Raw genomic sequence first — 18,291 nt, 5'->3', positions numbered from 1 at the left:
TGAAAACGGGTTGGAAGTCGGGTTGCCACTAAAGGGCCGGGCCACCGGGCGGTCGGGCATTTGCTACCATGCGCCGGTGTCGGGCGGGCATAAAAGGCGCAAGTATCCCGACTGTGCCGCCAACAGGTCAAGCGAAAGCCTTCTATGGCGCCGATCGTCGGGGAAAACTGAGGGAACGTGCGCAATCCGCCCCCATTCCGACCGGCCCAATGGAATCCGGACCGGCACCCGCCCCGACACCGCCCACATCCCGAACCAACGCCCCGCGCGAAACCGAGTACCCCAATGCCCGAATCCCTGCAGCTGGACCCCAACCACCGCCCGATGGCGAACCGCTTCCGCGGCTTTCTTCCGGTGGTCGTCGACGTGGAAACCGGTGGTTTCGACTGCCGCCGGCATGCCCTGCTGCAAATCGCCGCGGTATTCCTGCGTCGCGACGCGAACGACCACCTGGTGCGCGATCGCACGGTGAGCCTGCATGTGCGCCCGTTCGAGGGCTCGGAACTGGACCCGAAGTCACTGGAAGTGAACGGGATCGACCCCTACCACCCGCTGCGGGCGGCCTGGCCGGAGGATCAGGCCATGGGCAAGCTGTTCAGCGAGGTGCGCCGGGAGGTCAAGGTGAACCACTGCAAGCGCGCGGTCCTGGTCGGGCACAATGCCCACTTCGACCTGGGCTTCGTGCACGCGACGGCGGAACGCTGCGGCATCAAGCGCAACCCGTTCCACCCGTTCTCCAGCCTGGACACGGTATCGCTGGCGGCCCTGGCCTTCGGCCAGACCGTTCTGGCGCGCGCGGCCGATGCCGCGGGGCTGGGATGGGATACGGAGGCCGCCCACAGCGCCTCCTTCGACGCGGAAAAGACGGCGGACATCTTCTGCCAGATCACGAACCGCTGGCAGGACGGGGTCGGCGTACCGGCGAACGCCCTGCGTCTGCCCGATCCGGAAGAACTGCCACCAGGCAGCTGAGCCCGACGTCGCCCCCGTCATGACGAGGCGCCGCAGGGTCGGTGGCACAAAAGCGCGAAGGGCATTGAAAGGCCGCGGGGCCACCCGAGGAGATCGCCACGCCGCTGCGCGGCTCGCGATGACACAACCGCAACCCCGTCATTGCGAACCCCGCAGGGGTGAAGCAATCTCCCGGCGCGCGGGCACGAAGCGGGGGCAGGTGGCCACGTCAGGAGATCGCCATGGCCCCGGACGGGGCCTCGCGACGACGGATCTCGGGTGTGCCGCAGCCAGCGGCTGCGGCACAAGCCGCTTTAGCTCGCGGCGCGCTTGGCGTGGGCCTCGTCGACCATCTTCTTCAACTCGCCGCTCTCGAACATCTCGAGGGTGATGTCGCAGCCGCCAATCAGTTCGCCGTCGATATAGACCTGGGGGAAGGTCGGCCAGTCGGCGAAACGCGGCAGGTTCTGCATAACCTCCTGGTCCGCGATCACGTTCACGTAGCCGAATTCCTGGTCGCAGCGCTTCAGCGCCTCCACTGCACGGCTGGAGAAGCCGCACATGGGGAACTGCGGGGTGCCCTTCATGAAGATCACCACCGGGTTGTCTTCCACCTGCTGGCGGATACGATCCATTACGTCCATTACTGTACTCCGAGATTGGGTGCCGAACAGGGCGCCAGGCGGCAGGGCCCGACGCCCCCGGGTCAATTCCTAGTATAACGCTCAGACATTGAAGCGGAAATGTACCACGTCGCCTTCCTTGAGCACGTATTCCTTGCCCTCGAGGCGCCATTTCCCCGCGTCCTTCGCGCCCTGCTCGCCGTTGTGGGCCACGAAGTCCTCGTACCCCACCACCTCGGCACGGATGAAACCGCGCTCGAAATCGGTGTGGATCACCCCGGCCCCCTGCGGCGCGCTGGAGCCCTGGCGCACGGTCCAGGCGCGGACTTCCTTCTCGCCGGCGGTGAAAAATGTCTGCAGGCTCAGCAGGCGATAGGCGGTGCGGATCACCCGGTCCAGCCCCGGCTCTTCCAGCCCCAGATCGGCCAGAAATTCCGCGCGCTCCTCCGGGTCGAGCACCGCGATCTCCGCCTCGATGGCAGCGCAGACACTGACTACCTCGGCACCCTCCTCGGCCGCGCGGGCCTGCACTGCCTCCACCATCGCGTTACCCCCGGCAAACGAGGCCTCGTCGACATTGGCGATGTACATCAGCGGCTTGAGGGTCAACAGATGCAGGTCGTACAGTGCCCGGCGCTCGTCCTCGTCCAGATCCTGGGCCCGCGCAGGAATCCCCTGATCCAGGCCGGCCCCGACCTTCTCGGCGGCCTTGAGCTGGGCGATCGCGGTCTTGTCCTGCGACTTGGCCGCCCGTTCCAGACGCTTCAGCGCCTTGTTCACGGTCTCCAGATCCGCCAGCATCAACTCGGTGCTGATGGTCTCGATGTCGGCGATCGGATCGACCTTGCCGGCGACATGCACAATGTCGTCGTCCTCGAAGCAGCGCACCACCTGCGCGATGGCGTCGGTCTCGCGGATATGCGCCAGAAACTGGTTGCCCAGCCCCTCGCCCTGGGCCGCCCCGGCCACCAGCCCGGCAATGTCCACGAACTCGACCGTGGTGGGAAGCGTGCGCTGGGGCTTCACGATCTCGCTCAGCCGGGTCAGGCGCGGATCCGGGACCTCCACCACACCCACGTTCGGGTCGATGGTGCAGAAGGGATAGTTCTCCGCGGCGATCTCCGCACGCGTGAGGGCATTGAACAGGGTGGACTTGCCGACGTTCGGCAGACCCACGATCCCGCATTTAAGACTCATCGGGTTTCCTCGGAATTCGTGGCCGGCTTCGTGCTGCCGCCATGCAGATTGCGCACCGCCTCGTCCCAGCGTCCAGCCACCAGCGCAGGCACCTGATCCAGGGCCTTGTCGATGGCCTCCTCGATCGCCTGGGTATCGGCCTTGCCGGGACGGTCCAGCACGAAGGGCACCACATCATCGCGATGCCCCGGGTGGCCGATGCCGACCCGCAGCCGAGCGTAGTTCGGGCCGCCCAGGTGTCGATGCAGATCCCGCAGGCCATTGTGGCCGCCATGCCCGCCACCCATCTTCAGCCGCACCACGCCCGGATCGAGGTCCAGTTCGTCATGGACGACCAGGATGGCCTCGGGGGGTATACGGTAGAAATCGGCGCACTTGCGCACCGGCAGGCCGCTCTTGTTCATGAAGCTCATGGGCTTGAGCAGCCAGCAGTCGCCCGTGGGCAGGCTGAGGCGGGCCGCCTCGCCATCGAAGCGGCTCTCGGGGCGAAAGTCCACGCCATGCCGGCGGGCCAGGGTGTCCACAAACCAGAAACCCGCGTTATGCCGGGTTTCGGCATAACGCGGGCCCGGGTTGCCCAGCCCGACCACCAGACGGATCGGTTCGGGTTGGATCGCCATCGTTCAGGCGGCAAGCCGCAGGGGCTTACTCCTTGTCCCCGGACTCCGACTCGTCGCCGGAGGCCTCTTCGCCACCCGCGGCTTCCTCGCCACCTTCGGCCTCGGCAGCCTCGCCTTCCTCGACCTCTTCTTCCTCGGTCTTGGCGGCGCGCGGCAGCAGGACGCTGACCACGGCGTAGTCGTATTCCTCGCCATGCATCAGCGCGACACTCTGCACGCCTTCCGGCAGCTTCAGCTCGGAGATATGCAGGGTATCGCCGACATCCATCTCGACGACATCGATATCGATGGACTCGGGCAGATCGCCCGGCAGGCACTCGACCTCGAGCTCGTTGATCATGCGGCTGACCATGCCGCCGCCCAGCTTCACGCCCTTGGCCTCTTCCTCGTTATGGAAGTGCAGCGGCACGCTGACACGAATCGGCTGGTTGGCGCTCACGCGCATCAGGTCGACGTGGTAGATGGTCGGCTTGAACGGATGGCGCTGCACGTCGCGCAGGATCGCCTTCTCGGTCTTGCCGTCCAGCTTCACGCTGAGGATGTGCGAGTAGAACGCGTCTTCCTTCAGGTTATGGACCATCGCGTTGTGATCCAGCGTGATGGCCACGGCGTCCTTGTCCGCCCCGTACAGGATGGCGGGCAGCTTGCCGGCGCGACGCAGGCGGCGGCTCGCACTCGAACCCTGTTCGTCACGCTTCTCGGCTTCAATGGTAAAGCTCATGCTCATTGCTACAGTCTCCAAAATGAAAGGCGCTTCACCCGAAGCGCCCTGAACACACCCCGCCCGCGACCAGGCGGGGCGCTGAAGGGAGGCGAACCTCCCGAAATCTTCCGGCTAGCTCAAGACGACTAGGGAGACGCTGAAAAATCAGCGTCTCCCTAGTCCATGAACAGCGAACTGACGGATTCCTCGCGGTTGATGCGGCGGATGGTCTCCGCCAGCATCTCCGCCACCGACAACTGCCGGATCTTGTCGCAGCTCTGCGCGTTGGGCTGCAGGGCCAGCGTGTCGGTCACCACAAGCTCGTCAAGCGCCGAACCGTTTATATTATCAATTGCCGCGCCAGAAAGCACGGGGTGCGTGGCGTAGGCCATCACCGAGTGCGCCCCGTGTTCTTTCAGGGCCTTTGCGGCCTGGCACAGCGTGCCGGCGGTATCCACCAGGTCATCGATGATGATGCAGGACTTGCCGCGCACATCACCGATGATGTGCATCACCTCCGACTCGTTCGCGCGCGGGCGGCGCTTGTCGATGATCGCCAGGTCGGCGTCGTCCAGCCGCTTGGCGATCGCGCGGGCGCGCACCACCCCGCCGACATCCGGCGACACCACGGTCAGATCGCCCGAGACATGTCGCCAGACATCGCCCAGCAGCACCGGCGAGGCATAGATGTTGTCTACCGGGACGTTGAAGAAGCCCTGCACCTGGTCGGCGTGCACGTCGATCGTCAGCACACGGTCCGCGCCGACCGCCTCGATCATGTTCGCGACCACCTTGGCCGAGATCGGCACCCGCGCCGAGCGCACGCGCCGATCCTGGCGCGCGTAGCCGAAATACGGGATCACCGTGGTAATGCGGCCGGCCGAGGCGCGGCGCAGCGCATCCACCATGATCACCAGCTCCATGATGTTCTCGTTGGTTGGCTGGCCGGTCGGCTGGATCAGGAACACGTCGCGACCGCGGACGTTCTCCAGCAGCTCGACCTGCACCTCGCCATCACTGAAACGTCCGACGATGGCCTTGCCCATGGGCAGCCCCAGGTGCTCGGCAACGGCCTGGGCGAGACGCGGGTTCGCATTGCCCGCGAAGATCATCATGCGATTCTTGTCGACCACGGTTCGTCCCGGTCTGGATGGAGTGGGGCGGGCTGCGATATCGCCCGGGCCCCAGTATAGACCCCGGTGCTGGGCCGGGGTCTTGGTAGCTGATGACCCGTACCAACGGCGCGGATCAGGTTGTATGGCTGGGCCGGCAGGATGATGGCGCTGCGCGCCACCCTTCGGGCGCCACCTGCGGTGGCGTGCGCTCGCGGCTACGCCGCTCGAGTCGAACCCGGTTCTCATCCTGTCGGCCCTTTGGCCGGTGCCGCGGCGCCATGCGCCGCGGTTTCGTTGTATGGCTGGGCCGGCAGGATTCGAACCTGCGCATGGCGGGATCAAAACCCGCTGCCTTACCGCTTGGCTACGGCCCAATAACTCGCTGGACTCTATTGTACTGCCTGGCCGGCATCGTGCCCGGTCCATCCCGCGGATCGGCGGCGCCGATCGGGGCCGGCAGGATGATGGCGCTGCGCGCCACCCTTACGGGCCGTCACCTTCGGCGACGGTCGGTCGCGGCTGCGCCGCTCGCGTCGAACCTGGCGCTTAGCGGGATCAAAACCCGCTGCCTTACCGCTTGGCTACGGCCCAATAACTCTGGACTCATTCTGTCTCCACACCGCCTGGAGGCAGCCAGGCCCGCAGGGGCGACACGTTTACCAGCGGTGTCACCCAGCTGCGCCACGGAGCCGGCTGCGCGGACTGCGCCGCCCCAGCTGCCGCTTCGTCGGGGAAGACCCCGAACACGCAACCGCCACTCCCACTCAGGCGCGCCCGCGGCGTCTGCTCCGCCAGCCAGTGCAGCGCCCGATCCACCTCCGGATAACGAGCCCGCACCACCGGTTCGAACACGTTGACGAACCGGCTGGCGTCGACGGCGGACGAAATTGTCTCGGTGGGGCAGTCGCGTGTCAATTCCGCACACCCGAACATCGCCCCGGTGGCGACCGAAACCCCGGGGTCGATCAGCAGGATCCAGCCGGTATCCGGGGCCACGGCCGTGAGCCGCTCGCCCACACCCTCGGCCCAGGCTGCCTGGCCGACCACGAACACCGGTACGTCGGCACCCAGCTCCAGGCCGATCCCCACCAGCTGCTCGACATCACACCCCAGCTCGAACAGGGCATTCAAGGCCACCAGCGTGGTGGCGGCATCGGAACTGCCGCCCCCCAGGCCACCGCCCACCGGGATCCGCTTGTCGAGATGGATACGCACGCCAAATGGGGTCTTCGCCACCCGGGCCAGGCGCCGGGCCGCGCGCAGGCACAGGTTGTCGACCCCGTCGATGGCCGCGCCCGCCATCTCGAAGCGCCCCGCCGGCAGGGGCTCGAAGCGCAGGCGATCCTCCAGCCCGAGGAACTGGAACACCGTCTGCAGCTCGTGATATCCGTCCGCCCGCCGGCCGGTGATATGCAGGAATCGATTGATCTTGGCGGGCGCGGGAAAAGTGGTGTCGAAGGCCCCGCCCGCGACGGCCGCGGTCATGACGGATCACCACCAAGCTGCCAGCGACCGATGCGGGCCCGCAATTCCACCCCTTCGCGCTCCAGCACCATGGTGACCGGCATCGCCAGGCCGTCGATTTCCTCGAACTCGTTGTACTCGATGGTCCAGCCGGACTGGTGGATCTCCAGTGGCCGGCCGTCCGCGTCGACATCCAGCTGGTACGAGGCCTCGGGGTGGAGCAGGCCACGCACCCAGTAGACCATGCCGCTGACCGGGATCGACTCGCCCAGGACCCGCGCGACGAGCGCATCCGGGTCCTGCGCCTGGAAACGCTCGCCGGACCGGGTCACCAGCAGCGCGCGGCCGTTCTCCGACAGCGTCAGCCGGCCACCACCGCGCCCCATCGGGCCGGACAGGTCCAGCACGTGCTGACCTTCCTGCACCCGCCAGTTGAGCTGGGCGGACCAGTATTCCTCGCCGGAGGCCAGCCCCAGGCGCGCGACCAATCGCCAGCTGTCCAGCGCCTCCAGCTGTGCGGTGCGGGCCTCGAAGGCGGCCTCGGCGGCCGGCGAGGTATCCGCCTCCGGCAGGGGCGCGGCACAGCCACCCAGCAGAAGACCCAGGCCGACCAGCAGACCGGCCAGCCTCGCCCCGCCCGCAAGACTCTCGGGCTTCCGCATCCCCGCAGCCCGGCTCATTCGATCAGGTCGTTGCGTACGCGCTGCAGGCGTTCATGATCGGGCTCGCGCTCCAGCGCAGCCTCGAGGATCTCCCGCGCCTCGTCGCGCGCACCACGTTCCCAGAGGACGACGGCCAGATTGCTGGCGATCTCGCCGTCGTCCGACAGCGAGTACGCCCGGCGAAGCTGCGTCTCGGCCTCCTCCAGCCGGCCCAGGCGGTACAGCACCCAGCCGTAGCTGTCGATGATGGCGGCATCGTCCGGCTCCTGCTCGTAGGCACGCAGGATCAGGTCATAGGCCTCTTCATACCGCTCGGTGCGATCCGCCAGGGTGTACCCCAGCGCGTTCAGGGCCGCGACGTTCTCGGGATCGGACTCGAGGATCGTGCGGAAATCGGCCTCGGCGGCCGCGATGTCGTCTTCGCGCTCGTGGACCAGACCCCGCAGGTACAGCAGCCGGGTATCCCCGGGGAACTGCACCAGCCCGCGATTCAGCCGGGCGCGTGCCTCGGCATAGTCGCCGATCTCGCGCAGTGCGTTCGCCTCCGCCAGGTAGGCGCGGCGGGCCAGATCGTCGTCCACGCCCTGCTGCATCGACGCAAAAAAATCACGCGCCGCCTCCTGGCCCTCGTGCCGGAGCGTCAGGCGCGCACTGCGCAGGCGCGCATCGTCGGCGTGATCACCCCCCTCTACGCGGCCATAGGCGGCCAGGGCGGCGTCCGGCTCGTCGGCCATCTCGTGCAGCCGACCAAGGTAGTACGCGACATCGTTCTCGCGCTCCCCCAGTGCGTCCAGGCGCTCCAGGTAATCCCGGGCCGGCCCCAGCTGCTCTGCCTCCAGGTTCATCAGGGCCAGCGCCAGCAGGAGCTGGGTATCCTCCGGCGCCAGCTCCACCAGGCGATCCATCTCCTCGCGGGCGAAGGCGTCATCCTCCATTTCGGTCAGGACGCGCGCATAGCCCAGCCGGGCCTCGCGGCTCTCCGGGTGCGCCTCCACCGTCGCGCGCAGGGTCTCGATCGCGGCGTCCTCCTGCCCGGCCTCGCTCTGGGCGCGCGCATGCAGCAGCTGCAGCGGCACCGAATCCGGGAAGCGCTCGCTGGCCGGCCCGGTCACCGCCAGTACCTCCTCGCCCGGCTCGCCGAAGCGCAGCGCGGCCTCGGCCAGTACGCGGTGGACACCGACATCGTCGCTGCGCCGCTCGGCGAGCAGCCGCATGGTCTCCAGGGCGGCGGCCTGATCCTGGGCCTGGCCGATCACGCCGCCCAGCGTGGCGTTGGGGTCGCCACCCTGTACCACCACCCGATTCATCAGCGAATCCAGCTGCTCGGCCGCCTGTTCGGCATCCCCCGCATTAATCCGCAGCACCGTCGAGACCTGGCTGGCCTCCATGCTCTCCGGCGCGAGCCGCAGCCAGCGGTCGGCCGACCGCTGGGCCTGCTCGTGATCGCGCGCAAACAGCGCGATGCGCGTGGCGCGTTCGGCAATGGCGGGGTCGTCGCTCAGCAGAGCCGCCGCCCCGTAGTAACGCGCGGCCTCGGCATGCTCGCCGGAACGCACCGCGATCTCGGCGGCCAGCACGCTGAACATCAGCGCGGCCTCCGGATCCTCGGTCTGCATCAGCGGGAGCACCTCGGGGCGATCCGACTCCGGCGGTTCCGAGGCATCCAGTTGGGTGTGCGCGCAGCCCGCCAGGGAAAGCACGGCGGTCAGCGCGAGCAGGCTTCGAATCATCTTGTATCCAGTCGGCATCAGCACGGGCATACCGGGTGGGACGGGCCAGGCAGCTGCGGGGTTCCATCCCCGCCGCAATCCAACGCAAGCCTACAGCACAGTACACTATCGGGAAATTCGGCCACGCGCCCGCGTTTTCCGGCACAATACGCGCCAGCATGCTGTTCACTCTCGGGATCAATCACAAGACGGCACCGGTCGCCATTCGCGAACGGCTTTCCGTCAACGAGCACGAGCTCGGCGAGGCCCTGCACTCGCTGCGCTCCGGCGTGCTGCTGCCGGAAACCGCGATCCTGTCGACCTGCAACCGCACCGAGGTCTACTTCCGCGAGGGCGACCCCCACAGCGAACAGCGCGTGCTCGACTGGATCGGCGGCTACCACGGCATCGACCGCGACGAACTGAAGCCCTACCTCTATCTGCACCACGACGGCTCCGCCGTGCGCCACACCCTGCGCGTGGCCAGCGGGCTGGACTCCATGGTCCTGGGCGAGCCGCAGATCCTGGGACAGATGAAGACCGCCTACCAGCATGCCCACGACGCCGGCACGCTGGGGCGCTCGCTGGAACGGCTGTTCCAGCACGCCTTCGCCACCGCCAAGGACGTACGCACCCAGACCGCCATCGGCCAGAGCGCCGTTTCAGTCGCCTTCGCCGCGGTCTCGCTGGCACGCCAGATCTTCGGCGACCTGAAGCCCCTGACCGCGCTGGTCATCGGTGCCGGCGAGACCATCGAACTGGCCCTGCAGCACCTATCCGGTGGCGGCATTGGCAACGTGATCGTGGCCAACCGCACGGTCGAGCGCGCCCGCGCGGTGGCCGGGCGTTTCGACGCCGAGGCCATCAGCCTCGACCAGCTCCCGGACCGCCTGGCCGATGCCGACATCGTGATCTCCTCCACCGCCGCGCCGCTGCCCATTCTGGGCAAGGGGGCGGTGGAACGCGCCCTGCGCGAGCGGCGCCACAAGCCGATGTTTATGGTGGACATCGCCGTGCCGCGCGACATCGAGCCCGAAGTCGGCCAGCTCGAGGACGTCTACCTCTACACCGTCGACGACCTGCAGGAGGTCATCGACGAAAACATGGCCTCGCGCCAGGCCGCGGCCGAACAGGCCGAAGAGATCATCACCCAGCGCGCCGGCGAATTCATGCGCTGGCTGCGGGCCCGCGACTCGGTGGACAGCATCCGCCAGCTGCGCCAGCGCGCCGACAGCGTCAAGGCGGAAGCCCTGGCGAAGGCCGAGGCGATGCTGCGCGCCGGCAAGTCGCCGGAGGAGGCGATGCAGCTCCTGGCGCACAACCTGACCAACAAGCTGATGCACGCCCCCTGCAAATCGCTGAACACCGCGGCCCACGAGGGCGACGCTCGCCTGCTGGAGGCCGCGCACCGCCTGTTCCAGCTACCGGCCCCGGAAGACGACCCCGGCAACGATCCCGACTCCGGCACCCATTCGTGAAGGCCTCGTTTCGCACCAAGCTCGAGGGCCTGGCCGAGCGCCACGCCGAGATCGCACACCTGCTCGCCACCCCGGATGCCGCCGAGGACCCGGACCAGCTGCGCCGCCTGTCCCAGGAATACAGCCAGCTGGAGCCGGTCGCCGAGGCCTGGAAGGCCTGGCACGAAAACCACGCCGCACTGGACGAGGCGCGCGCGATGCTCGCGGAGGACGACCCCGAACTGCGTGCGATGGCCGAGGCCGAGATCGAGTCCCTCACCGAACAGACCGAGGCGCTGGAGGCCGAGCTCTACCGCCACCTGATCCCGAAGGACCCGCACGACAACGCCAACGTGTTTCTCGAAATCCGCGCCGGCACCGGCGGCGACGAGGCCGCGCTGTTCGCCGGCGACCTGCTGCGCATGTACACCCGCTACGCCGAGCAGAAGAACTGGAAGCTGGAGATCCTCAGCGCCAGCGAAGGCGAACATGGCGGCTACCGCGAGGTGATCGGGCGCCTGGCCGGTCAGGGCGCCTACTCGCGACTCAAGTTCGAATCCGGCGCCCATCGCGTGCAGCGCGTCCCCGAGACCGAATCCCAGGGCCGCATCCACACCTCCGCCGCGACCGTCGCCATCCTGCCGGAACTGGAGGAGGTCGAGATGCCGGAGATCAACCCGGCCGACCTGCGCGTGGACACCTTCCGCGCCTCCGGCGCCGGGGGCCAGCACGTCAACAAGACCGACTCCGCGGTGCGCCTGACCCACCTGCCCACCGGCATCGTGGTCGAGTGCCAGGAAGAACGCTCGCAGCACAAGAACCGCGCCAAGGCCATGACCTACCTGGCCGCGCGCATGTTCGAGGCCGAACGCGAGGCCCAGGCCGCCGCGCAGAGCGCGGAACGCAAGGGCCTGGTCGGCAGCGGCGACCGCTCCGAGCGCATCCGCACCTACAACTTCCCGCAGGGCCGCGTAACCGACCACCGCATCAACCTGACCCTGTACAAGCTGGAACAGGTGATGGCCGGTGATCTCGACCCGGTCATCGACCCGCTGATCCACGAATACCAGGCCGAGCAGCTCGCCACCCTCTCCGAAACGTAATGGAAACCCCGGCCACGCTGGACAGCCTGCTGCGGGACCTGCGTGCCCGCCTGGAGGCCGCCGGGATCGAGGCGCCCGGACTCGAGGCCCGCATGCTGCTGGGCGCCACCACCGGCCTGGACACCGCGCAGCTGATCGCCCACGGCACCGACCCCGCCACGGCCGAACAGGCCGCCCGCGCCGACACGCTCTGCCAGCGCCGCTGCGCCGGCGAACCGATGGCCCACATCCTCGGCCGACGCAGCTTCTGGACACTGGACCTGGGCGTCTCCCCCGCCTGCCTGATCCCGCGCCCCGAAACCGAACTGCTGGTGGAACAGGCCCTCCTGGCCATCGACACGCTCGCAACCGACACCCCCCGGGTGCTGGACCTCGGCACCGGCCCCGGCACCATCATCCTGGCACTGAAAAGCGAACGCCCGCGCATCCGGGCCTTCGGCAGCGACCGCAGTCATGCGGCGCTGCAACAGGCGCAGACCAACGCGCGCGACCTGGGGCTGCCGGTCGGGCTGTGGCAAGGCGACTGGCTGGACGCGCTGAGGCCGACGGCGGGGCTGGATGTCATCACCTGCAACCCGCCGTACATCGACCCGGATGATCCGCACCTGACCCGTGGCGACCTGCGCTTCGAACCGCGCTCGGCCCTGGCGGCGGACGCCCATGGCCTGGCCGACCTGTACCGGGTGATCGATACCGCCCGGCCCCACCTGAATCGCGGCGGATGGCTCCTGCTGGAACACGGCTTCGATCAGGGGCCGGCCGTGCGGGACCACCTGCAACAGGCGGGCTACCGGGCGATCCGAACCTTGAGGGACCCCGCCGGCCACGAACGGACCACGCTGGGGATGCACTGACCCGGGGCAACCACTGGATCGGTTGGCGCTTGCAACCATCACAAAAAAGCCCCGGCCAGGGGCCGGGGCTCGCGTTGCATCAGACTGCGTCCGGATCAGAGCGGCAGGCGCAGGTGCAGGTTGACCGAGCCGCTGGGCGAAGAACGGTGGCGGTAGCGGCTCGAGCGTTTGTCGTAGTAGTGGTAGTGATGATGCTCGTAGCTGCGCGAGCGCTTGTGATGGCCGCGGCCGCGCTGTTTCGCGCGCTTGGCCTGCTTGTGGCCGTGGGCACCCGGGTGGCCGCGGTAGTGCTTGTGCCCCCGAGAATGTCCATGCCGCACAGGCTGCAGCGCGGCGGCATCGAAGCTGGCGCCGGTCACCGTCGGCAGCGCGCCGGTGACCGGCTGGGCCGCATGGGTGGGGGCGGACAGGGCGAGCGCCAGCAGGGCCGCCGGCGCAAGTATCGCGAGTCGTTTCATGGGGTGTTCCCTCCTTCCATTCGGGTCCTGCGGGGCAACGCCTGAAGCGTCCGCCGGCCCCGGTTGTGGCAGGATTGCCAGGGTCTCAGCGTAGGCCGCGTTCCTGAACGTTAGCTAACTGAGGCCGCCGGCGAGCGTGACGCCGGTTACAATTTCGGCCTTTCTCCGGAGACCTGCTCCATGGATGACGACCAGCTCCTGCGGTACAGCCGCCAGATCATGCTCCCCGGCGTGGGGGTGGAGGGTCAGGAGGCCCTGCAGCAGGCGCATGCGGTGATCATGGGACTGGGCGGACTGGGCTCTCCGGTCGCCGCCTACCTGGCCGCAGCCGGCGTGGGCCGACTGACCCTGGTGGACCCGGACCACGTCGAGGTGACCAACCTGCAGCGCCAGATCCTGCATACCGATGCCGACATCGGCCGCGACAAGGTCGCCTCGGCGACCGACCGCATCGCCGCGATGAACCCCGCCTGCCGGGTGGAGGCGCGCGCCGAACGTCTCGACGACGCGGCCATGCGCCGGCTGTTCGCCGACGCCGACGCGGTCCTGGACGGCACAGACAACTTCGCCGCCCGCGGGGCCATCAGCCGGGCCGCGCTGGCGGCCGGCACGCCACTGGTCTCCGGCGCCGTGATCCGTTTCGAGGGGCAGCTGACCACCTTCGACTACCGCGATCCCGGGGCGGCCTGCTACCACTGTCTCTACGGCGAAGGGGGCGGCGACGAGGACACCTGCGCCGCGAACGGGGTGCTGGCCAGCCTGCCCGGCGTGGTCGGCAGCCTGCAGGCCACCGAGGCGCTGAAGCTGCTGATGGGCCTGCCGACCCTGAGCGGCCGGCTGCTGATCCTCGACGGACTGGCCATGCAGTTCCGGGAGATTCGCCTGCGGCGCGACCCCGGCTGCCCCGCGTGTGGCCACCGCCACGCCCCGTCCTGAACCCGGGGCAACCCCGATTCAGGCGCAGGAGCGCGGATTAAATGGCAGGACCTTGCCGGAGGCCGCCGGCGGCCCGGCCTCGGCCAGTGCGGCCGCGAGCTCCGGCTCCATCGCCGACAGGGTGCGGTTCATCACCATGCTGGCCATGGCGTGGAACAGCAGCAGTTCGCAGGCCACTGGACGATGCAGGCTGCGCCGCCCCCGGGAGTGAAAGGCGGTCCAGGCGACCACCGGCATATCGTTCAGCACCCGGTCGACCACAATCCACGCATCGCGCTGGAGGATCAGGTCCAGGTGCTTGAGCCCGGGCGGCGACAGGCGAACCTCCGGCCCCAGACGGGCCAGGGCACGCCGCACCTGGTTGAAGTAACGCGCCTCCACCAGCCAGCCGGGGCGGACATCCAGGGTCGGGATTTCGGTATACCGGGAATACATTGCGCCCCCGTCTGCGAACGCTGCTAGATCAGTCCTGCTTCTATAGCAAGACCACGGGCGCTCGGGGGCTCGGCCCGCGCCCGGCCGGCGACCGGGGGTCACGGCGGGCTAACGAGAGAGTGCGGCGGGAGGGCCGCAAAGGGCTGACTACTGACGGGTGTCCGGGGTCGGAGGCTGGGTACCCTCGGCGGCGCAGAGGGCCTCGGCATCGACCGGGTCGAAGTGGTAGTGGGCGTTGCAGAATTCGCAGGTCACATCCACCGCGCCCTGCTCCTCGATGATGCCGCGGATCTCGTCACGGCCGAGGCTGCGCAGGGTCTCGCCGATACGCTCGCGGGAACACGGGCAGTGAAAGCTGACGCCCGTGCCGTCGAACAGGCGCACGCGCTCTTCGGCGAACAGCCGGCCCAGCAGCGTGCCGGCATCCAGCTCCAGCAACTCCTCGGCGGTGGTGGTCTCGGCCAGGATCGTCGCGCGGTTCCATGCCTCCGAGTCCCGCGTGACCGCATCGCCGCCCTCGCCCGGGAGCGCCTGCAACAGCATGCCGGCCGCGGACTCCGACCCGCTGGCCAGCCACAGCCGGGTCGGCAGCTGCTCCGAACGCTCGAAGTAGACATTCATGGCATCCGCGAGGGTCTCGCCCTCCAGCTCGACCACGCCCTGGTAGCGCTCGCCACCGTCGCCGGGGTCCAGCGTCAGCATCAGCCGCGCGTCCTCGCCGGCGCACTCGGCCAGTGTGGCGCCCTCGGGCGGCGTCTCGCGAAAGCGGGCGAGCCCGCGCAGCCGGCCCTGGCCATCGGCCTGGGCCACGATCATGTGCACGGGGCCGGGACCGGTCACCTGCAGGATCAACGAGCCATTGAACTTGAGCGTGGCCGCGGTCAGGGCCACGGCCGCATAGGCCTGGCCCAGCAGATCGCGCACCACGGGCGGGTACTCGTGGCGCTGCAGCAGGGCCTGCCAGGCGGCGTCGAGGTGCACCCATTCACCACGCACCCCGGCCTCCTCCAGCATGAAGCGATGCAGGGTGTCGGCCTCACGCATGGGATCGCGGTCCGCGCATCAACCGTCCAGCTTCGCCTTCAGGCGCTCGTTGACCTGGGCCGGGTTGGCCTTGCCCTGGGTGGCCTTCATCACCTGGCCGACGAAGAAGCCGAACAGCTTGTCCTTGCCGCCGCGGTACTGCTCGAGCTGCTGCGGGTTGTTGGCCATGACCTCGTCGATGATGGCGTCGATCGCGCCGGTGTCGGTGATCTGCTTGAGGCCCTTGGCCTCGATCACCGCGTCGGCGTCGCCCTCGCCGTTCCACATCGCCTCGAAGACCTCCTTGGCGATCTTGCCGGAGATGGTCTCGTCCTGGATGCGCGCGATCAGTCCGGCCAGGCCGTCGGCGTTGACCGGGGCCTCCCCCAGTTCCACCTCGGAGCGGTTGAGCGCGGCGGAGAATTCGCCCATCACCCAGTTGGCGGCCAGCTTGGGTGCATCGCAGCCGGCGGCCACGGCCTCGTAGAAGTCGCCCATCTCGCGGGTCGCGGTCAGCACGCCGGCGTCGTAGTCCGACAGGCCGTACTGCTCGACGAAGCGCGCGCGCTTGGCGTCCGGCAGCTCCGGGAGCTTTTCGCGCACGGTCTCGATGAAGGCGCTGTCCACGACCAGTGGCAGCAGATCCGGATCGGGGAAGTAGCGGTAGTCGTTGGCCTCTTCCTTGCTGCGCATGGAACGCGTCTCGTCGCGGTCCGGGTCGTACAGGCGGGTCTCCTGGACCACCGTGCCGCCACTCTCGATCACGTCGATCTGGCGTTCGACCTCGAAGTTGATCGCGCGCTCGACGAAGCGGAAGGAGTTCAGGTTTTTCAGCTCCGCGCGGGTACCGAACTCGGTCTGCCCCTTCGGCCGGATCGAGACGTTCGCATCACAGCGGAAGCTGCCTTCCTGCATGTTGCCGTCGCAGATATCGAGATAGCGCACCAGCGAGTGCAGCTTCTTCATGTAGGCGACGGCTTCCTTCGCGGAGCGCAGCTCCGGCTCGGAGACGATCTCGATCAGCGGGGTACCGGCGCGGTTGAGGTCGATACCGGTCATCGCCTCGAAGCCCTCGTGCAGGCTCTTGCCGGCGTCCTCCTCGAGGTGCGCGCGGGTCACCCCGATGCGCTTGGTCGTGCCGTCTTCCAGCTCGATATCCAGGTGCCCCAGGCCCACGATCGGCAGCTCGAACTGCGAGATCTGGTAGCCCTTGGGGAGATCCGGATAAAAGTAGTTCTTGCGCGCGAACACCGAGCGCGGGGTGATCTCGGCGTTGATCGCCAGCCCCAGCATCACGGCCCGTTCGACCGCGCCCTGGTTCAGCACCGGCAGCACGCCCGGCATGCCCAGATCCACCGGGCAGGCCTGGCGGTTGGGCTCGGCGCCGTAGGCGGTGGGCGCCCCGGAAAAGATCTTGGAGACGGTATTGAGCTGGGCATGAATCTCCAGCCCGATGACGGTTTCCCATTCCATGCGGCGATCCTCAGGCGAAGGCCGCCGGCACACGCGTGTGCCAGTCGGTCTCTTGCTGATACTGATGGGCGACGCCCAGAAGGCGCGCCTCGTCGAAGTAGTTGCCGATCAGTTGTAGCCCCACCGGCAGGCCGTCGATCTCGCCGGCCGGCAGCGACATCGCCGGCAGCCCGGCGAGGTTCGCGGCGATGGTGTAGATGTCGGACAGATACATGCTGACCGGGTCGGCCTTGGCACCGAGTGCGAACGGCAGTTCCGGGGTGGTCGGGGCCAGCAGCACGTCCACGTCCGCAAACGCGCGGCGGAAGTCGTCGGCGATGATACGGCGGACCTTCTGCGCCTTCAGGTAGTAGGCGTCGTAGTAGCCGGCGGACAGCACGTAGGTGCCGACCATGATGCGGCGCTTCACCTCGTCGCCGAAGCCCTCCCCGCGCGAGCGGGTGTAGAGGTCCATCAGGTCCTCGGGGTTCTCGCAGCGATAGCCATAGCGCACGCCGTCGAAACGCGCGAGGTTGGAGGAGCATTCGGCCGGGGCGACCACGTAATAGGCCGGCACCGACAGGTGGCTGTTGGGCAGGCCGACCTCGCGCACCTCGGCACCGCGGCCCTTGAGCACCTCGATGGCCGCGTCGATTACGCCGCGCACGCGCTCGTCGAGGCCCGCCTCGCCGAAGAACTCGGTCGGCAGCCCGATGCGCAGGCCCTTGAGGTCCTGGTTCAGACCGGCGGTGAAGTCCTCAGCCGGGCGTTCGACGCTGGTGGAGTCGCGCTCGTCGAAGCCCGCCATCGCGTTCAGCATCCGGCCGCAGTCCTCGGCGGTCGCGGCCATCGGCCCGCCCTGGTCGAGACTGGAGGCGAAGGCGATCATCCCGTAGCGCGAGACGCGGCCGTAGGTCGGCTTAAGCCCGGTAATGCCGCAGAACGCGGCCGGCTGGCGGATCGAGCCGCCGGTGTCGGTGCCGGTGGCCCCCGGCACCAGGCGCGCGCCCACCGCGGCGGCGGAGCCCCCGGAGGAACCACCCGGGACCCGCCCGGTATCCCAGGGATTGCGCACGGGCCCGTAGAAACTGGTCTCGTTGGACGAACCCATCGCGAATTCGTCCATGTTGGTCTTGCCCAGCATCACCGCCCCGGCGGCATTCATGCGCTCGACCACGGTGGCGTTATAGGGCGAGACGAACGGATCCAGCATGCGCGAGCCGCAGGAGGTGCGCACGCCCTCGGTGCAGAAGATGTCCTTCTGCGCGATCGGCACCCCCAGCAACGGCGCTTGCTCGCCCTGGGCCAGACGCGCATCGGCGGCGTCGGCCTGCGCCAGCGCCTGCTCGGCGGTCACGGTGATAAAGCTGTTCAGTTCCGGATCGAGGCGCTCGATCCGGTCCAGATACAGCTGGGTCAGTTCGCGCGAACTGATCTCGCGGGCCTGGAGCTTGCGCACCCAGCCGGACAGGGTTTCCTGGGCCATGGTTTCGGGGACTCTTGCTGGCTAGAAGCGTGACGGATTCAAC

18 protein-coding genes and 1 tRNA gene are annotated in these 18,291 nt (G+C 68.4%); 5 read left to right on the top strand and 14 right to left on the bottom strand.

Annotation, left to right across the window (positions count from 1 at the left end):
- Positions 1 to 285: 285 nt before the first annotated feature.
- Positions 286 to 972, top strand: coding sequence for a ribonuclease T (gene rnt / locus F793_RS0107325; RefSeq protein ID WP_018877279.1), 687 nt, complete (start codon positions 286 to 288; stop codon positions 970 to 972).
- Between the two features lie 293 nt (positions 973 to 1,265).
- On the opposite strand, the gene grxD is transcribed toward rnt, so the two are convergent.
- From grxD to F793_RS0107275, 9 genes are all read right to left on the bottom strand, one after another.
- Complete coding sequence (grxD, locus tag F793_RS0107320) at positions 1,266 to 1,595, bottom strand: Grx4 family monothiol glutaredoxin (protein ID WP_017940669.1); 330 nt, start codon at positions 1,593 to 1,595, stop codon at positions 1,266 to 1,268.
- 81 nt (positions 1,596 to 1,676) lie between these two features.
- Positions 1,677 to 2,771 (bottom strand): redox-regulated ATPase YchF, encoded by a 1,095-nt coding sequence (gene ychF, locus F793_RS0107315; protein WP_019592792.1) that lies wholly within the window; start codon positions 2,769 to 2,771, stop codon positions 1,677 to 1,679.
- Positions 2,768 to 3,391: an aminoacyl-tRNA hydrolase gene (gene pth, locus F793_RS0107310; protein ID WP_018881667.1), complete on the bottom strand. Its 624-nt coding sequence runs from the start codon at positions 3,389 to 3,391 to the stop codon at positions 2,768 to 2,770. The genes ychF and pth overlap by 4 nt, the downstream gene beginning before the upstream one ends.
- 25 nt (positions 3,392 to 3,416) lie before the next feature.
- Positions 3,417 to 4,118, bottom strand: coding sequence for a 50S ribosomal protein L25/general stress protein Ctc (locus F793_RS0107305; RefSeq protein ID WP_019592791.1), 702 nt, complete (start codon positions 4,116 to 4,118; stop codon positions 3,417 to 3,419).
- 152 nt (positions 4,119 to 4,270) lie between these two features.
- Positions 4,271 to 5,209: a ribose-phosphate diphosphokinase gene (locus F793_RS0107300; RefSeq protein ID WP_196799341.1), complete on the bottom strand. Its 939-nt coding sequence runs from the start codon at positions 5,207 to 5,209 to the stop codon at positions 4,271 to 4,273.
- Between the two features lie 299 nt (positions 5,210 to 5,508).
- Positions 5,509 to 5,583, bottom strand: a tRNA-Gln gene (locus tag F793_RS0107295).
- Positions 5,584 to 5,812: 229 nt separating this feature from the next.
- Entirely contained in the window at positions 5,813 to 6,694 is an 882-nt protein-coding gene (ispE, locus tag F793_RS0107285) for a 4-(cytidine 5'-diphospho)-2-C-methyl-D-erythritol kinase (protein WP_018881668.1), read from the bottom strand.
- Complete coding sequence (lolB, locus tag F793_RS0107280) at positions 6,691 to 7,335, bottom strand: lipoprotein insertase outer membrane protein LolB (protein WP_018881669.1); 645 nt, start codon at positions 7,333 to 7,335, stop codon at positions 6,691 to 6,693. Before lolB ends, ispE begins: the two co-directional genes overlap by 4 nt.
- 14 nt (positions 7,336 to 7,349) lie before the next feature.
- Positions 7,350 to 9,095, bottom strand: coding sequence for a tetratricopeptide repeat protein (locus F793_RS0107275; RefSeq protein ID WP_018881670.1), 1,746 nt, complete (start codon positions 9,093 to 9,095; stop codon positions 7,350 to 7,352).
- 128 nt (positions 9,096 to 9,223) lie between these two features.
- On the opposite strand from F793_RS0107275, the gene hemA reads away from it, so the two are divergent.
- From hemA to prmC, 3 genes are read left to right on the top strand one after another with little or no spacing between them, the layout of a single operon-like run.
- Positions 9,224 to 10,522, top strand: a complete 1,299-nt coding sequence (gene hemA / locus F793_RS0107270; RefSeq protein ID WP_018881671.1) for a glutamyl-tRNA reductase — start codon at positions 9,224 to 9,226, stop codon at positions 10,520 to 10,522.
- Entirely contained in the window at positions 10,519 to 11,604 is a 1,086-nt protein-coding gene (prfA, locus tag F793_RS0107265) for a peptide chain release factor 1 (protein ID WP_018881672.1), read from the top strand. The genes hemA and prfA overlap by 4 nt, the downstream gene beginning before the upstream one ends.
- Positions 11,604 to 12,458: a peptide chain release factor N(5)-glutamine methyltransferase gene (gene prmC / locus F793_RS0107260; protein ID WP_018881673.1), complete on the top strand. Its 855-nt coding sequence runs from the start codon at positions 11,604 to 11,606 to the stop codon at positions 12,456 to 12,458. The genes prfA and prmC overlap by 1 nt, the downstream gene beginning before the upstream one ends.
- A 95-nt stretch (positions 12,459 to 12,553) precedes the next feature.
- On the opposite strand, the gene F793_RS0107255 is transcribed toward prmC, so the two are convergent.
- Complete coding sequence (locus F793_RS0107255) at positions 12,554 to 12,916, bottom strand: hypothetical protein (RefSeq protein ID WP_018881674.1); 363 nt, start codon at positions 12,914 to 12,916, stop codon at positions 12,554 to 12,556.
- 180 nt (positions 12,917 to 13,096) lie between these two features.
- On the opposite strand from F793_RS0107255, the gene F793_RS0107250 reads away from it, so the two are divergent.
- The gene (locus F793_RS0107250) at positions 13,097 to 13,852 is read left to right on the top strand and encodes a molybdopterin-synthase adenylyltransferase MoeB (RefSeq protein ID WP_018881675.1); all 756 of its coding nucleotides are present in this window, start codon (positions 13,097 to 13,099) and stop codon (positions 13,850 to 13,852) included.
- Between the two features lie 18 nt (positions 13,853 to 13,870).
- Here the strand turns inward: F793_RS0107250 and F793_RS0107245 are convergent, their stop codons facing one another.
- From F793_RS0107245 to gatA, 4 genes are all read right to left on the bottom strand, one after another.
- Positions 13,871 to 14,287 (bottom strand): hypothetical protein, encoded by a 417-nt coding sequence (locus F793_RS0107245; protein WP_018881676.1) that lies wholly within the window; start codon positions 14,285 to 14,287, stop codon positions 13,871 to 13,873.
- A gap of 147 nt (positions 14,288 to 14,434) precedes the next feature.
- Positions 14,435 to 15,331 carry an Hsp33 family molecular chaperone HslO gene (gene hslO / locus F793_RS0107240; protein WP_018865857.1) on the bottom strand — a complete coding sequence of 299 codons (897 nt, stop codon included), beginning with the start codon at positions 15,329 to 15,331 and terminating at the stop codon, positions 14,435 to 14,437.
- A gap of 18 nt (positions 15,332 to 15,349) precedes the next feature.
- Entirely contained in the window at positions 15,350 to 16,783 is a 1,434-nt protein-coding gene (gene gatB, locus F793_RS0107235; protein ID WP_018876030.1) for an Asp-tRNA(Asn)/Glu-tRNA(Gln) amidotransferase subunit GatB, read from the bottom strand.
- Positions 16,784 to 16,793: 10 nt separating this feature from the next.
- Positions 16,794 to 18,248, bottom strand: coding sequence for an Asp-tRNA(Asn)/Glu-tRNA(Gln) amidotransferase subunit GatA (gene gatA / locus F793_RS0107230; RefSeq protein WP_018865859.1), 1,455 nt, complete (start codon positions 18,246 to 18,248; stop codon positions 16,794 to 16,796).
- Positions 18,249 to 18,291: the final 43 nt, after the last annotated feature.

Source organism: Thioalkalivibrio sp. ALE22 (genome assembly GCF_000381445.1).
In the GTDB taxonomy this organism is placed as follows: Bacteria; Pseudomonadota; Gammaproteobacteria; order Ectothiorhodospirales; family Ectothiorhodospiraceae; genus Thioalkalivibrio.
The sequence above is the reverse complement of the archived record's forward strand: the minus strand, read 5'-3'. Positions and strand labels throughout refer to the sequence as shown.

Bases quoted from the DNA above. Each gene is read 5' to 3' on its own strand.
- rnt (WP_018877279.1), top strand. From the start codon at position 286: ATGCCCGAATCCCTGCAGCTGGACCCCAACCACCGCCCGATGGCGAAC.
- grxD (WP_017940669.1), bottom strand. From the start codon at position 1,595: ATGGACGTAATGGATCGTATCCGCCAGCAGGTGGAAGACAACCCGGTG.
- ychF (WP_019592792.1), bottom strand. From the start codon at position 2,771: ATGAGTCTTAAATGCGGGATCGTGGGTCTGCCGAACGTCGGCAAGTCC.
- pth (WP_018881667.1), bottom strand. From the start codon at position 3,391: ATGGCGATCCAACCCGAACCGATCCGTCTGGTGGTCGGGCTGGGCAAC.
- F793_RS0107305 (WP_019592791.1), bottom strand. From the start codon at position 4,118: ATGAGCATGAGCTTTACCATTGAAGCCGAGAAGCGTGACGAACAGGGT.
- F793_RS0107300 (WP_196799341.1), bottom strand. From the start codon at position 5,209: ATGATGATCTTCGCGGGCAATGCGAACCCGCGTCTCGCCCAGGCCGTT.
- ispE (WP_018881668.1), bottom strand. From the start codon at position 6,694: ATGACCGCGGCCGTCGCGGGCGGGGCCTTCGACACCACTTTTCCCGCG.
- lolB (WP_018881669.1), bottom strand. From the start codon at position 7,335: ATGCGGAAGCCCGAGAGTCTTGCGGGCGGGGCGAGGCTGGCCGGTCTG.
- F793_RS0107275 (WP_018881670.1), bottom strand. From the start codon at position 9,095: ATGCCCGTGCTGATGCCGACTGGATACAAGATGATTCGAAGCCTGCTC.
- hemA (WP_018881671.1), top strand. From the start codon at position 9,224: ATGCTGTTCACTCTCGGGATCAATCACAAGACGGCACCGGTCGCCATT.
- prmC (WP_018881673.1), top strand. From the start codon at position 11,604: ATGGAAACCCCGGCCACGCTGGACAGCCTGCTGCGGGACCTGCGTGCC.
- F793_RS0107255 (WP_018881674.1), bottom strand. From the start codon at position 12,916: ATGAAACGACTCGCGATACTTGCGCCGGCGGCCCTGCTGGCGCTCGCC.
- F793_RS0107250 (WP_018881675.1), top strand. From the start codon at position 13,097: ATGGATGACGACCAGCTCCTGCGGTACAGCCGCCAGATCATGCTCCCC.
- F793_RS0107245 (WP_018881676.1), bottom strand. From the start codon at position 14,287: ATGTATTCCCGGTATACCGAAATCCCGACCCTGGATGTCCGCCCCGGC.
- hslO (WP_018865857.1), bottom strand. From the start codon at position 15,331: ATGCGTGAGGCCGACACCCTGCATCGCTTCATGCTGGAGGAGGCCGGG.
- gatB (WP_018876030.1), bottom strand. From the start codon at position 16,783: ATGGAATGGGAAACCGTCATCGGGCTGGAGATTCATGCCCAGCTCAAT.
- gatA (WP_018865859.1), bottom strand. From the start codon at position 18,248: ATGGCCCAGGAAACCCTGTCCGGCTGGGTGCGCAAGCTCCAGGCCCGC.